Annotated in this window: 11 protein-coding genes; 4 read left to right on the top strand and 7 right to left on the bottom strand. The window is 70.3% G+C overall.

Features of this window, described 5'->3' with window-relative positions; genetic code table 11:
- Positions 1 to 56: 56 nt before the first annotated feature.
- Together DMP23_RS34485 and DMP23_RS34490 are read left to right on the top strand one after the other, a co-directional pair.
- Entirely contained in the window at positions 57 to 1,739 is a 1,683-nt protein-coding gene (locus DMP23_RS34485; protein WP_337823564.1) for a hypothetical protein, read from the top strand.
- A 52-nt stretch (positions 1,740 to 1,791) separates the two neighbouring features.
- Positions 1,792 to 2,469, top strand: a complete 678-nt coding sequence (locus tag DMP23_RS34490; protein ID WP_037809047.1) for an SDR family oxidoreductase — start codon at positions 1,792 to 1,794, stop codon at positions 2,467 to 2,469.
- 2 nt (positions 2,470 to 2,471) lie between these two features.
- Here the strand turns inward: DMP23_RS34490 and DMP23_RS34495 are convergent, their stop codons facing one another.
- The 3 genes from DMP23_RS34495 to DMP23_RS34505 are packed head-to-tail and all read right to left on the bottom strand — an operon-like array spanning position 2,472 to position 6,262.
- Entirely contained in the window at positions 2,472 to 3,779 is a 1,308-nt protein-coding gene (locus DMP23_RS34495) for an amidohydrolase family protein (RefSeq protein WP_275293343.1), read from the bottom strand.
- A 30-nt stretch (positions 3,780 to 3,809) separates the two neighbouring features.
- Positions 3,810 to 4,463: a response regulator gene (locus tag DMP23_RS34500; RefSeq protein ID WP_043831721.1), complete on the bottom strand. Its 654-nt coding sequence runs from the start codon at positions 4,461 to 4,463 to the stop codon at positions 3,810 to 3,812.
- Entirely contained in the window at positions 4,460 to 6,262 is a 1,803-nt protein-coding gene (locus DMP23_RS34505; protein WP_337823565.1) for a sensor histidine kinase, read from the bottom strand. Before DMP23_RS34505 ends, DMP23_RS34500 begins: the two co-directional genes overlap by 4 nt.
- Positions 6,263 to 6,449: 187 nt before the next feature.
- Between DMP23_RS34505 and DMP23_RS34510 the strand changes: the two genes are divergently transcribed.
- Together DMP23_RS34510 and DMP23_RS34515 are read left to right on the top strand one after the other, a co-directional pair.
- Positions 6,450 to 7,145: an ABC transporter ATP-binding protein gene (locus tag DMP23_RS34510; protein ID WP_037809043.1), complete on the top strand. Its 696-nt coding sequence runs from the start codon at positions 6,450 to 6,452 to the stop codon at positions 7,143 to 7,145.
- Positions 7,142 to 9,412 (top strand): FtsX-like permease family protein, encoded by a 2,271-nt coding sequence (locus tag DMP23_RS34515; RefSeq protein ID WP_337823566.1) that lies wholly within the window; start codon positions 7,142 to 7,144, stop codon positions 9,410 to 9,412. Before DMP23_RS34510 ends, DMP23_RS34515 begins: the two co-directional genes overlap by 4 nt.
- Before the next feature lie 983 nt (positions 9,413 to 10,395).
- Here DMP23_RS34515 and trmB read toward each other — a convergent pair.
- The 4 genes from trmB to DMP23_RS34535 form a co-directional block, all read right to left on the bottom strand.
- Positions 10,396 to 11,103, bottom strand: coding sequence for a tRNA (guanosine(46)-N7)-methyltransferase TrmB (gene trmB, locus DMP23_RS34520; protein ID WP_078870286.1), 708 nt, complete (start codon positions 11,101 to 11,103; stop codon positions 10,396 to 10,398).
- A gap of 20 nt (positions 11,104 to 11,123) precedes the next feature.
- Positions 11,124 to 11,618: a hypothetical protein gene (locus DMP23_RS34525; protein WP_220507610.1), complete on the bottom strand. Its 495-nt coding sequence runs from the start codon at positions 11,616 to 11,618 to the stop codon at positions 11,124 to 11,126.
- A gap of 218 nt (positions 11,619 to 11,836) precedes the next feature.
- Entirely contained in the window at positions 11,837 to 12,580 is a 744-nt protein-coding gene (locus DMP23_RS34530; protein ID WP_043831715.1) for an ABC transporter permease, read from the bottom strand.
- A complete protein-coding gene (locus DMP23_RS34535) occupies positions 12,577 to 13,485 on the bottom strand; it encodes an ABC transporter ATP-binding protein (protein WP_037809036.1) in 909 nt (302 codons plus the stop codon). The genes DMP23_RS34530 and DMP23_RS34535 overlap by 4 nt, the downstream gene beginning before the upstream one ends.
- Positions 13,486 to 13,590 lie beyond the last annotated feature (105 nt).

The raw sequence follows: 13,590 nt of genomic DNA on the forward strand, positions 1-13,590 counted from the left end.
CCGGCGGATGCGAGACTGTGGCTGCACGTCACGTCTCGGGGAGGTCTGGACCAATCATGACCGCGGCCGCCCGCCTGCCCGCCGACCCGCTCCCGTGGTACCGCCGCCCGATGACCTGGACGTGGGCCGCCGCCGGGGCGGTTCTCGTGCTGTACACGGTGCTCGCCTGGCAGCGCCGGTGGATGAGCGACGACGGGCTGCTCGTGCTCCGCACCGTCCGGCAGATCCTCGCCGGGAACGGTCCGGTGTTCAACGTCGGCGAGCGCGTCGAGGCGAGCACGAGTCCGTTGTGGACCTGGCTGCTCGCCGGAATCGGCACGATTCCCGGACCGCCGCTCGAATGGATCGCGGTGATCACCGGCCTGCTGTGCGCCGTCGGCGGCCTGTTCTTCGGCCTGGACGGCGCCCGCCGGCTCTACGCCGGACCCGTGGCACCCGCCGGCGCGCTGATCGTGTGCGCGCTCCCGCCGTTCCGCGATTTCGCGACTTCCGGGCTGGAAACCGGACTGGTGTTGCTGTGGCTCGGACTGAGCTGGTGGCTGCTGGTGCGCGGCAAAACGCCGGTCGCCACCGCGATCGTGCTCGGACTCGGCCCGCTCGTCCGGCCGGACCTGGCGTTGTTCAGCATGGTCGGCTTCGTCGCCCTGGTGCTTTTGCTCCGCCCGCGATGGCTTGCCGCACTGGGCTGGCTCGGCGCGGGAATCGCGATTCCGGTGGCGTACCAGGTGTTTCGGATGGGCTACTACGGGCTGCTCACGCCGAACACCGCGCTCGCGAAGGAAGCGGCCAACAGCGACTGGCCACGCGGTTTCGCGTATCTGGCTGACCTGATCAGCCCGTACGTGCTGTGGATTCCGTTGCTGCTGCTGGTGATCGCCGCGGTACTGGTGTGCCGGTCGCGGATCCTGTTGCTGACTCCGTTGATTGCCGCGCTGTTGCTCGCGCTGTACGTCGTGCGCGTCGGCGGAGATTTCATGCACGGCCGGATGTTGCTGCCCGCGTTGTTCGTGCTGCTGCTTCCGGTCATGGCGATCCCGCTGACCCGGAAGACCATCGCGTTCGTCGCCGGGGTCGCCGCGTGGTCGGTAGTCGCGGGCGGCTGGCTGCGCGTGCCGTACGAAGGCACCCACCAAGCGGTGAGCGTCACCGACGAACGCGGCTACTGGGCCTGGGCGACCGGACACGAACATCCGGTGCTGGCGACCGATTACCTCGGCCAGGACATCATCCGCCACGCCGTCGACGCGGTGCAGGCGACGAAGCAGCCAGCCGTGCTCGTCTACAGCTACGGCGACGTGAAGCAGTGGTTCCGCTTCCCGACCACCCGGCCGTACGTGACCATGGCGGCCGACAGCATGGGTGCGATCAGCAACATCGTGTCCCTCGACGTGCGCATCCACGACGGCTACGGCCTGGCCAGCGACCTGGCCGCGCACTCGTCGTCGATCCCCAATGGCCGTCCTGGGCACTCGAAGTGGCTGGTCGCGGCCTGGGAAATCGCCGAAGCCGGGTACGGCGACTACGCCACCGACGGCGAGATCCGGATGTTCCAGCCCGCCGAAATCGACGCCGCCCGTGTCGCGCTGCGCTGCCCCGACGTGCAGAACGTTCTGGCCTCCACCCGCGAACCGCTCACTTGGAGTCGGTTTATCGACAATTTCACCGGCTCGTGGGACCGAACGGAGATCCGCTACCCGCGCGATCCGTGGGCCGCGGTCCGCTGCGCCCCGGCGAAGTGATCGCCGACTCCCCGGGCTGGCGATTCAGCGGCGGACGCCTACCGTGGCCGGTATGACCGACCTTCCGCTCGCCCTGATCACCGGTGCCTCGCGGGGCATCGGCGCGGCTATCGCGCATCAGCTCTCCCCGACGCACCGTCTTCTCCTCGGCGGCCGCGACACCGACGCACTCGCGAAGGTGGCCGAGGAACTGCCCGGAGCCGAGCCATGGCCGGTCGACCTCACCGACGCCGCTTCCCTGGAAGCCGCGGCCAGCAAGATCGACCGCCTCGACGTGCTGGTCCACTCCGCGGGCGTCGGCAAGATCGGCACGGTCGCCGACGCGCCGTCCTCGGTGTGGCGCACGAACCTTGAGGTCAACGTCATCGCGGTCGCCGAGCTGACCCGTCTGCTGCTGCCCGCCCTCCGCAACGCGAACGGCCATGTCGTGGTGATCAACTCCGGTGCCGGTTACACCGCCCGCCCCGGCTGGGGTCCTTACGCGGCAAGCAAATTCGCCGTCCGAGCGTTCACCGACTCACTCCGCGCGGAAGAACCGGACCTGCGCGTGACGTCGGTCTTCCCCGGGCGCACCGACACCGACATGCAGCGCGAGGCCCGGGCCCAGGAAGGCGGCGAGTACGAAGCCGACAAGTACCTGCGCCCGGACTCCGTGGCGACGGCCGTGCTCACCGCGGTGACCGCCACCCCGGAAGCCCACTTCACCGAGATCCAGGTCCGTCCTCGCTGAGGTCAGGCCCGCAGCCGGGCGGCGGTGTCGGCCACCGCCGCCTGGACCTCGCGGCGGTCGACCCGCGTCGGTTCGGCGTCGGCGACGACCTGCTCGCCCGCGACCCACACGTCGCGCACCCGGCGCGACCCGGCCGCCCACACGAGGTTCGCCAGCAACTGCTCGTCCGGCACGTCGAGACCGGCGGCGAAGGCCGGGTCGTCGAGGTCGACGTGCACCAGGTCGGCCCAGCGCCCCGGCTCCAGCGCGCCGAGGTCGGGGCGGCCGAGCGCTTCGGCGCCGCCGCGGGTGGCCATCAGGAACACGTCCTTTGCGGTCACCACGGTCGAATCGTCGTTGGCCAGCCGGGCCAGCATCGCCGTCAGCTGAAGCTCTTCCCACAGGTCGATGTCGTCGTTCGACGCCGGACCGTCGGTGCCGAGGCCGATCGCGACCCCGGCCGCCCGCAGATCCTTGATCCGGGCGATCCCCGAAGCCAGCTTCGCGTTCGACCCAGGGCAGTGCGCCATCCCGACCCCGCGGGCGGCGAAGATCGCGATGTCCTCGTCCGACAAATGCACCGAATGCGCCGCCAGCGTCCGCCCGTTGAACATCCCCAGCGAATCCAGCAGCTTCGGCACCGACCCGTGCTCCTTGCGCTGCTCCAGGTCCTCCGCGGCCGCCTCGGCCACGTGGATCTGCACCAGCGCCCCCCGGGCCGCCGCGGATTCCGCGGTAGCGCGCAGGCCGTCCGGGTTCAGCATGTACGCCGAATGCGGCCCGTAGCCCAGCTCGATCCGCTCGCCGGGACCGAACCGCAGCCCGTCGGCGTCGATCCACCGGTCGATCGCCGCGAGCGTCGATCGCCAGTCCAGTCCGGGCAGTTCGATCACCGGCGGCGCGACGAGCACCCGGCCGCCGGTGGTGAGCACCGCGTCGACGAGCTGCTCGCCCTCGAAATACATTTCCGCACTGGTCGTCACGCCGTGCCGGAGCATTTCGACCGAGCCCAGCAGCATGCCGGTGCGCACGTCCGCGGGCTTCAGCTTCGCCTCGGTCGGCCAGATGATCTCGCGCAGCCAGCGCAGCAGCGGCAGGTCGCCGCCCATGCCGCGCAGCAGCGTCATCGGGCTGTGCGCGTGCGAGTTCACCAAGCCGGGCAACAGGATTCCGGTCAGCCGGGTCACCTCGCCGGCGAACTCCGGCGCGGTCGAAGCCGGTCCGACGAACGAAATCCGGCCCTCGTCGTCGACATCGACGACGGCGTCGCGGAGCAGCGAGCAGGACGGGTCGGCGGGCAGAACAACCGGGGCGTGGAATCGACGCGACATAACGAGATAGTACGGGCGTCCCAGTAGCGGTTAATCGACTACGCCGCTACGCCAAGCCCAAGCCGCGATTTCCACTCGGTTGCGCGCGCCGACTTTGCCCTGCACCGAAGCCAAATGCGTCTTGACCGTCGACAGCGACAGGAACAGCTCCGCGCCGATCTCGGTGTTGGTGAGCCCGCGGGCGGCCGCCTTCACCACGTCCAGTTCGCGCGCGGTCAGCGGCTCCGACGGCGCCGGGGCCTCGCGCTTGGCGGTGGTCCCGCCGTCGAAATGCTTCAGCAGCCGCACGGTGATCTGCGGAGACACCAGCGCGTCGCCGCGGTCGGCCGCGCGCACCGCTTCGATCAGCAGGGCCGGTCCGGCGTCCTTGAGCAGGAAGCCGCTCGCGCCGTTGCGCAGCGCGGTGTGCACGTATTCGTCGAGGTCGAAGGTGGTGACCACGACGACCTTCAGCGGGTCGGCGACGTCCGGGCCGGCCAGCTGGCGGGTGACCTCCAGCCCGTCCAGGCCCGGCATGCGGATGTCCAGCAGACAGACGTCCGGGCGCAGTTCGCGCGCCTTGGCGACCGCGGAGACCCCGTCCGGCACGTCCGCGACCACCTCGATGTCGTCCTGGGCGTCCAGGATCATGCGGAAGCCCATCCGCACCATTTCCTGGTCGTCCGCGATCAGTACCCGGATCACCTGTCTGTCTCCCCGTTCGCCTCGAGCGGCAGCCACGCCTCGACCCGCCAGCCGCCGTTCGGCTCGCGGCCTGCCGAAAGCCTGCCGTGCAGCAACGCGACGCGTTCGCGCATGCCGACCAGACCGTATCCGCCCGACCCGCCCGCCGGACGGTGAGTCTGCCCGGTGCCGTTGTCGGTCACCCGCAAGTGCAGTTCGCCGTCGACGACCTCGGCCAGCACGAGCGCCTCGGTGGAGTCCGAGGCGTGCTTGCCGACGTTGGTGAGCGACTCCTGGATCAGCCGCAGCGCGGACCGGCCGACCTCGTGCGGCAGGTCCGCCGGAAGGTCGAGCCGCAGCTGCGTCGGGATGCCGTGGTTGCCCGCGTCGACGAGTTTGCGCAGGTCAGCGGCCAGGTCCGTGGTCGCCTGCTCGTTGAACTCGCCGGATCCGGCCTGTGCGTCGCCGCGCATGCTGCGGACCAGGCGGCGCATCGCGGCGAGCGCCTCGACGCCCGCGTTCTCGATCCGGACCATCGCCTCCAGCGCGAGCTCCGGGTTCTTCTCCCCCATCATCCGCGCGGCCTGCGCCTGCACGACGATGCCGGTCACGTGGTGCGCGACGACGTCGTGCAGTTCCCTGGCCAGCGCCATCCGCTCGGACGTCTGCGCGTCGGTGACCGCCGATTTCACCACCTGAGCGCGCTCGGAATCGCGCGAACGCAGGTAGAGGCCGATCGCGATGGCGATGCCGAGCAGCAGGACCGCGACGGTGGCGAGCATCCCGAGCGTGATCGGGTCGGTGAGCAGCCGTCCGGTGCGGTACTGGCTGAAGTTCAGCACCGCACCGACCGCGACCACGCCGGACAGCAGCACGATCCGCGGCCAGGCCCGCGCGAGCGGCACCGCCCGCACCACGTTCACCACGACGCCGAAGGCGGCCACGATCTGCGTCGGCGGGATGCCGCCGAGCAGCTGGTAGCTGTGGCTGGGGTGCAGGAACGGCGTCGCGAGCGCGGAAAGCAGCAGAAGCCCGGCCACCACCAGGATCGAATCGCGTGGCCGGCGCGGCGACAGGGTGGTCACCGCGGCGGCGCCGATCGAGCAGGCCAGCAGCGGGAACCCGCGGCTGCCGCTTTCGTAGGTGTAGCCGAATTCGATCAGCACGCCGATGCTGAGCATGCCGATCAACGGCCACTGGCCGCGCACCAGTTCGGTGAACCGGTGCATGCTGCGCAGGCGTTCCGCCGTCGCCGGATCCCGTTCGCGGCGCGGGCGGCCGACCACCCCGGTGAGCACCGCCGCGACGAGGAACAGGAAACCGAAAAGCAGCGCCTGCACGATGGCGCTGCCGTAGAGCCTGCCGTCGTATTCGCGGCCGAACACCGCGGTGAGCGCGCCCATCACCAGCGCGCAGATCACCGCGAAGGCGACCCCGGGCCGGGCCCGGCGGGCGAGGAAGTAGACCATTTCGACCCCGGCCACGACCTCGGTGATGGTGAGGTTCGCGAGCACGCTGGAGTAGGTCGGGATGTGCAGATAGCGGATGGCGAAGGTGCAGAACATCAGCGTCAGCGCACCGAATACGCCCGCGACCGCCGCGCGTTTGCGGGCCCAGAACGCGCACGCCGCCATCACGAAAATGCCGGGGAAAAGACCGAGATCGACGAATCGGGGGCCCACGTTGTCGAGTGCCGCGTCGGTCACGAACACGAGGTCGAACGCCAGTGCGCCGAACAACACGAGCACGGACATGTCGAGGCGGCGGGCGAGTTCGGTCGCCCGCGCGGCGAACGTTTTCGACGGCGGGGTGTGCGGCACACCGTGACGGTAGATGATCCGCGGCCTGGCGCACCTTGGCCACGTGGTTCGTCGCCATCGGCCGATCGGCCGATGGCGGGGCCGCGGGTACCGGCCGTCTGCCTGAAGTGGACACCCGCCCGGATCCGCGAAGCTGCTTTCCGTCGCAGCCGAAGACGCATGACGGAGACAGGGAGAGAGCTGGCGGATGACGAATCCACAGTGGAGCGCCGGACCGGTGTTGTCGGGGCGCGGGCTGGTGAAGCGCTACGGGCAGCAGCACGCGCTGGCCGGAATCGACATCGACGTCCAGCCGGGCGAGGCGATCGCCATCGTCGGCCCGTCCGGCTCCGGCAAAACGTCGCTGCTGCACGTGCTGGCGGGCATCCTGCGCGCCGACAGCGGCGAAATCTGGTTGCAGGGACAGCGGATCGACCAGTTCGGCGAAAAGCGGCGCAGCGAACTGCGGCGCACCGAATTCGGTTTCGTGTTCCAGTCCGGAATGCTCGTGTCCGAGCTGACCGCGGAAGAGAATGTCGCACTTCCGTCGCTGCTGGCCGGCGGAACTCGTGGCGAAGCCATTGCCGCGGCACGGGAATGGCTCGGCAAACTCGGGTTGGCCGGCAAGGAAGCGCGCCGTCCCGGAGAGCTTTCCGGCGGCGAGGCGCAGCGCGTGGCGATCGCCCGCGCGCTCACCCACCGGCCGAAGGTGATCTTCGCCGACGAGCCGACCGGCGCGCTCGACACCCGCACCGGCCGCGAGACGATGGACGCGCTGCTGGCCGCCGCGCAGGCGTCCGGGGCCGCGGTGCTCGTGGTGACGCATGACCGGGAACTCGCCGAATCGATGCCGCGCACCGTGGCGATCCGCGACGGCCTGATCGCGACGAGGCTCGCGGCATGAACCCGTTCCAGCTCGCCCTGCGGGTGCTGCGCGGCGACCGGCGGACCCGCACCTCGGCGATCCTCACCGCGGTCGGCGTCGCCGTCGCGACCGGGCTCGTCCTGCTGCTGGCGACCCTGCCGTACGCCACCCAGGCGCGCGAGCAGCGGGCGCTGTGGCAGAGCAGCGGCCGCTACGACTCCGGCCAGCAGAACGCCCTGCTGGTCAACTCGTCCAAGGACTACTTCGAGGGCAAGCAGGTCGCCCGCGTCGACATCGCGGTCACCGGCCCGGCCGGCTCGCTGCGCCTGCCCCCGGGCATCCCGCAGCTGCCCGGCCCCGGCGAGACGATCGTGTCGCCCGCGCTCGGGAAACTGCTCAACACCACCCCGGCCGACCAGCTCGGGAACCGCTTCGGCAAACCGGTCGCCGCGTTCGGCGAGGAGGCGCTGCGGTACCCGGAACAGCTCGTCGCGCTCGTCGGGCACAGCCCGCAGGAGATGCGCCCGTACGGGCACAAGGACCAGCCTGGCCAGGACGCTTTCCCGGCCACGGCCTTCCCGACCGGGCAGGGGCATCCGGACGGCCTGCTGACGGTGTTGTCCTGGGTCGGCATCATCGTGCTGCTCGTGCCGAGCCTGGTGCTCGTCGCGTCGTCCGCCCGGCTCACCGCCGCCCGGCGCGAACAACGGCTCGCCGCGATCCGCCTGGCGGGTGCGACCCCTGGTCAGGTGACCGCGATGGTCGCCGCCGAGACCGGATTGTCCGCGGGCGTCGGGGCGTTGTTCGGCCTGCTGCTGAGCCCGGCACTGCGCGGGTTGGCCACGTTCGTGCCGTGGGACGGCGGAACCTGGCTGGCCTCGGACTTCGCCCTGCCGGTGGGACTGACCGTGCTCGCGGTGCTGCTGGTCCCGCTGCTCGTGGTGCTCGCCGGGGTGCTCGGCCTGCGCCGGGTGGTGCGCACGCCGCTGTTCGCGACCGGCGGGCACACGGTGAAGCCGTTGCGCTGGTGGCGGCTGCTCGCACTGCCCGCGGCCGGATTGTTCTTCTTCTACACCGTTTTCGGCGCACGCAGCGGGGGAAGCGGCAACCTGGTGCTGTTCGGCCTGCTGCTGGTGGTCGCCTCGGCGATGGTGGTCGGACCGTGGGTGACCTCGGCCGTGGGCGGCACGTTCGTCCGGATCTGGCGGCGGCCGTCGTCGCTGCTGGCCGGACGTCGGCTGCGCAACGACCCGAAGGGTTCCTACCGGGCCTCGGCCGGGATCGTGCTCGCGGTGTTCACCGGGTCGATGGCGCTCACCCTGCTGCCGTCGATCGAATCCCTCGCCGGCGGCGGACGCCAGTACGTGGACTCGGCGCTGTACGTCGACGTCACCGCGGACCGGGCTCCCGAGGCGATCGAGCGAACCAACGCCACGCTTTCGAAGGCGGGACTGTCCGAACGCGTCATCCCGGTGGCCAGCGTCTACGTGATGCAGGGCGAGGGGAACTACCAGTCGATGCAGCGTGCATACGTCATGACCTGCGCCGACGCCGCCAAGCTGACCCGGCTGGGGATCACCGAGCAGGACTGCAAACCGGGCGTCGGCCTGTACGCCCCGTACCAACTGGACACGAACAACCTGCGAGTCGCGCGGTACGGCGGCGAGGACAGCACCGGCACCCCGCTCGGCGCGGTCAACCTGAGCACGTATCACCCGGAACGGCACAACAACTTCGGCGAATACGTGATCGACCCGTCCGCGGTGCCGGCCGGGGTCAAACCGAGCCAGGTCACCCTGGTCGTGCCGACCGCCGAGACCAACCGAGAGAGCGTGCGAACCGCACTGGTGCCCAACGCGGTCGGGGCGGAGATCGGCAGTCGCGAGCAGCACCTCTACGGACAGCAAGTGCAGCTCAGCGACCTGCGGCGGGTCACCGTGATCGGCCTCATCGCAGCAGGCATCCTCGCCGGCTGCAGCGCCGCGGTCGCGACGGCGGGCTCGGTCATGGACCGCCGACGGACGTTCGGCGCCCTGATGGCGGCGGGCACACCGGTGCGAGTGCTGTCCCGAGCGCTGCGAATGGAAGCCGCCCTACCCGCGCTCGTGGCGACCATCGGCGCCGGTGTGGTGGGCGTCGCGGTCGGACTGGGGTTGTTCATGGCAACCATGGAACGGGGTTCGGTCGTGTTCAGTCCGTGGATCGCCGCGCCGGTGGTGCTTGGCATCGGGGTCGCTCTGCTCGGTGCGTCGGTGTGCACGCCCGCGCTGAAGCGAGTGCAGGCAGAGCCACTGGCCGACGAATAGCTGGCCGCCGCCCCTCGTCGGGGGAGGGGCGGCACCGGGGGTGAAGGAAACGAAGGGCCGTCACCGGGGATGGGAACCCGGGGGCGGCCCTTCGTCGCTTTCCTGCTGCTTCGCTCGGTGAGCTGGCTACGGCTTGCTTCGTCTGCCGCGATGACTTCGCCTGCTTCGTTGCTTCGTTGCTTCGCGGTTCTCGGGCGCTTCACCACACCGCCGATGCTCGCCAGCGTCGCGTGCGTCGCTGCTTCGCCACTGCGGGCCGTTTCGCCGCTTCGCCGCCACGCGCCGCTTCGCCAGCCTCGCGTGCTTCGCGCCGTTGTGGGCGTTGCCAAGCCCTGCCTGCCTCGCTAACTCGGCCCGCTTCGCGGTTCTCGGGCGCTTCGCCACAGCCGATGCTCGCCAGCGTCACGTGCGTCGCTGCTTCGCCGCCGTGGGCCGCTTCGCCGCTTCACCAACTCCGCGCGTTCCGCCGCTTCGCGGTCTAGCGGTGCTTCACAACATCGCCGACGTTCGCCAGCTCCGCCCGCGCGGCCAACTTCGCCTCGCCGTCCGCCCCAATGCCGCATTGGGTGCGCTCAACGCAACGAACGCCACATTGGGTGCATGCGACGCACCCAATGTGGCATTGGGGCGCTTCGGACCCGTCCAGCCCCGCCAGCCTCAGCCCCCGCCAAGACTCGCCAGCCCTAGCCCAGCCTCGCCCGCGCCCAGCAGAAGGACCGACCCGAGCCAGCCCGGCGCCCAGCAGAAGGACCGACCCGAGCCAGCCCGGCGCCCAGGTGAAGGACCGACCCGAGCCAGCCCGGCGCCCAGGTTAAGGACCGACCCGAGCCAGCCCGGCGCCCAGGTTAAGGACCGACCCGAGCTCAACCCGGCACCCAGGTGAAAGACCGACCCGAGCCCAGCCCGGCGCCCAGCTGAAAGACCAGCTCGAGCCCCGGCCCGCGCCCAGCTGAAAGACCAACCCGAGCCCAGCCCCCAACGAATCAGCGCTTCTCAAAGATCAAATCGTGCGAAACCCGCCCCTCCCGGTCCGCTCGTTGTTCGAACTTCGTCACCGGCCGCCATTCCGGCCGGGGGGCCCACCCGCCGGGCTCGTCGGCATACCGGTTCCGCAGCGCAGGCTCCGCCGAGCAAACCTCCAGCATCTGCTCCGCGTAGTGCTCCCAGTCCGTCGCCATGTGGAACGTCCCACCCGGAGCCAGCCGTGACGCGATCAGCGCCACGAATTCCGGCTGCACGATCCGCCGCTTGTGGTGGCGTTTCTTCGGCCACGGGTCCGGGAAGAACAGCCGCACGCCGGACAGCGTGTCGGGCGAGACATGCGACGTCAGCAGGACCACCGCGTCACCGTGCATGAGCCGCAGGTTCGTCACTCCGAGCTTCTCCGCGCGCAGCATCAGCTGCCCGAGCCCGGGGTCGTACACCTCGGCGGCCACGTAGTTCAGCTCCGGCGCGGCGGCGGCCAGTTGCGACGTCGTCTCGCCCATGCCGGAACCGATCTCCAGCATGACCGGCGCTTCGCGGCCGAACCATGCCGTGAAGTCGACTGGTCCTGGAGGCAGTTCCGACACCGTCCGGCCGAGTCGCGGCCAGTGTTCTTCCCAGGCTCGCTGCTGGCCGACGGTCATTCGCCCGCCGCGTTTGACGTAGCTGACCACGCTGCGCAGCCGTGGCTGGTCCTCGTTTTCCACCCGGACAACATACGGGCGCGTCAGCGGACCGCTTCGAACTCCCCGAGCCGGGAGCGCAGTCCGGCGAGTCCGGCGACCGCGACCGGCTCCGGTGCGCGGGCGGAGTGCGCAGGCAAGACGTCGATCCAGCCGTCGTGCCGGTCCGTGTTCAGCACGGTGGTCGGGATGGAATGGCCGGACTTGCCGCGTTCGGACGGCATGAACTCCCAGTACCCGGATTCGCCGTCGGCCGCCCACGGGACGAACTCCCAGCCCATCCGCTTGCCGAGCAGCTGCGCCACCCGGTCTTCGATGCGGAAGCCGAGTTCGCGCGATTCGAGCCGTCCGCTCGCGACCGCGCGCAGCCACCACGGTGCGGGCAGTGCGTCGTCGGCTCCGCTCGCCCGCCGGTACAGCCCGAGCACCGCGTCCTCGGGCGCGCGGTGCACCCACGCCTGGCGCAGTTCGGCGGGCCGGGTCGCGGGCAGCGCGAACCGGGGCAGTTCGATCGCCTGGGACCATTCGAGGTCCAGCATCGGCTCGAGCCGAGGGGTTGGTACCGCAGCGTCGCGGGAAACGAGATTCTGATCAACGTCCACCGTCACGGTTCACCTCCGGAGAGCTGAGACGGGGCTCTGCTGTGAATATCCGTGGCTTTCCGACAGTATGTCCGCTCCCTGTGAGAGAAGCCACACCGGTTTACGCGAATTTAATCCGATTGCCTGCCGCGCAATCGGGAATGTGCACGTGCAGGTCAGGCGTCGCGCCGATTCGCGGTGGCCACGCCCGCGGCGAACAACACCACGCTGATCGCCGCGAAATACGCGAGATAACCCCACGGTCCGAAAGGCGGCGACAGTTTCAGCGTGGTCCTGGTGAAATCGCCACCGGCGAACTGCGAGGCCGCGTAGAACGGCATCCACTGGTAAAGATCGCTGCCGATCTTGGGGATCAGCAGCACCAGGCCCTCGACCAGCTGGGTCCACACCAGCACGATCGCCAGCGCCAGCGCGGAACTGCGCAGCAGCAGGCCGACGCCGACGCCGAGCAACCCGGTGAGCGCGAAGGTCAGGATCTGGCCGAACACGATGCGCCAGTCCGCCCCGGAGTGCAGGCTGAGGTCGGCGTCCGGGCGCACGAGATGCGCCATGCCCCACGAGCCGACGCCGGCGAGCAGGCCCAGTGCCGCGCACGTCGCGAACGCCACGGCGCCCTTGGCGAGCAGCGCGGGCGTCCGCGTCGGCACCGCCTGGAAGGTGAGCCGCAGCGTGCCCCAGTTGAAGTCGGCCGTCGCGGCGAGCACCGCGAGCACCAGCGCGACCGTGCGGCCGGTGCTCGTGGCGAGCTGGGTATTGCTCACGTCGGCGGTGATTTCGGCCCCGGAAAGCCCGAGGAACAACGCGGTGAACGCGATCGGCGCGGCCACCGCGATGAGCGCGCACCACCACGGCGCGCGGGTGCTGAAAAGCTTGATCCGTTCCGCCCGCAGCACATTCACCGCGCACCTCCACTGGTGAATTCGGCCGCCTGGCCGGTCAATTCGAGGTAGGCGTGCTCGAGCGAACCGGCCAGCGGGCTCAGCTCGTGCAGCGTGGCGCGCGCGGCGAAAGCGAGTTCGCCGATCGCGTCACTGTCCATTTCGGACACCAGGAACGCACCGGAATCCTCGGTGAAAACCGCGCGCGCTTCGGTGAGCGCGGTGCGCAGCGCGTCGGCGTGCGGCGTGCGCACCCGGACCCCGCGCGATCCGGCGCGCTCCACGAAATCGGCCATCGTGCCCTGATAGATCAGCTGGCCGCGGCCGATCACCACGAGATCCTGCGCGGTCTGCTCCATTTCCGGCAGCAGATGGCTCGACACGAACACCGTGCGGCCTTCCGCGGCGAGCCCGTGCAGCAGCTGGCGGACCCAGTGCACGCCTTCCGGGTCGAGGCCGTTGACCGGTTCGTCGAACAGCAGCACCCGCGGGTCGCCGAGCAGTGCGCTCGCGATGCCGAGCCGCTGCAGCATGCCGAGCGAGAAGGTGCCCGCGCGTTTGCGTGCCACCGCGGACAGCCCGACGAGCTCCAGCACCTCGTCGGCACGCCGGTCCGGCAGCCCGTTCGTCGCGGCCAGGAATCGCAGGTGCTGCCGGGCGGAACGGCCCGGATGCCGCCATGTCGCGTCGAGCAGCGCGCCGACCGTCCGCAGCGGATCGGACAGCTGCCGGTACGGCTTGCCTTCGATGTGCGCGGTGCCCGCGGTGGGCGCGTCGAGCCCGAGCAACAGCCGCATCGTGGTGGATTTGCCTGCCCCGTTCGGACCGAGGAATCCGGTGACGCGACCGGCCTCCGCGGTGAATGTCAGGTCCCGCACCGCGACGGTGTCGCCGTAGGACTTGGTGAGTCCAGTCGCTTCGAGCACGCCGTCCCCCTTCTCGTGGCACCGAACTCTACCGAAACGGAAAGATCCGGGCCGCCCCCCGAATGGCGACCCGGATCTTGTTCCCCTTTTCCCTTTTTCCCCTTG

Origin of the sequence: Amycolatopsis sp. A1MSW2902 (assembly GCF_017312175.1) — a bacterium.
Lineage (GTDB): Bacteria > Actinomycetota > Actinomycetes > Mycobacteriales > Pseudonocardiaceae > Amycolatopsis > Amycolatopsis nivea.

Excerpts from the sequence above, each read along its gene's own strand:
- DMP23_RS34490 (WP_037809047.1), top strand. The coding sequence starts at position 1,792 with ATGACCGACCTTCCGCTCGCCCTGATCACCGGTGCCTCGCGGGGCATC.
- DMP23_RS34525 (WP_220507610.1), bottom strand. The coding sequence starts at position 11,618 with ATGCTGGACCTCGAATGGTCCCAGGCGATCGAACTGCCCCGGTTCGCG.
- DMP23_RS34515 (WP_337823566.1), top strand. The coding sequence starts at position 7,142 with ATGAACCCGTTCCAGCTCGCCCTGCGGGTGCTGCGCGGCGACCGGCGG.
- DMP23_RS34495 (WP_275293343.1), bottom strand. The coding sequence starts at position 3,779 with ATGTCGCGTCGATTCCACGCCCCGGTTGTTCTGCCCGCCGACCCGTCC.
- DMP23_RS34485 (WP_337823564.1), top strand. The coding sequence starts at position 57 with ATGACCGCGGCCGCCCGCCTGCCCGCCGACCCGCTCCCGTGGTACCGC.
- DMP23_RS34510 (WP_037809043.1), top strand. The coding sequence starts at position 6,450 with ATGACGAATCCACAGTGGAGCGCCGGACCGGTGTTGTCGGGGCGCGGG.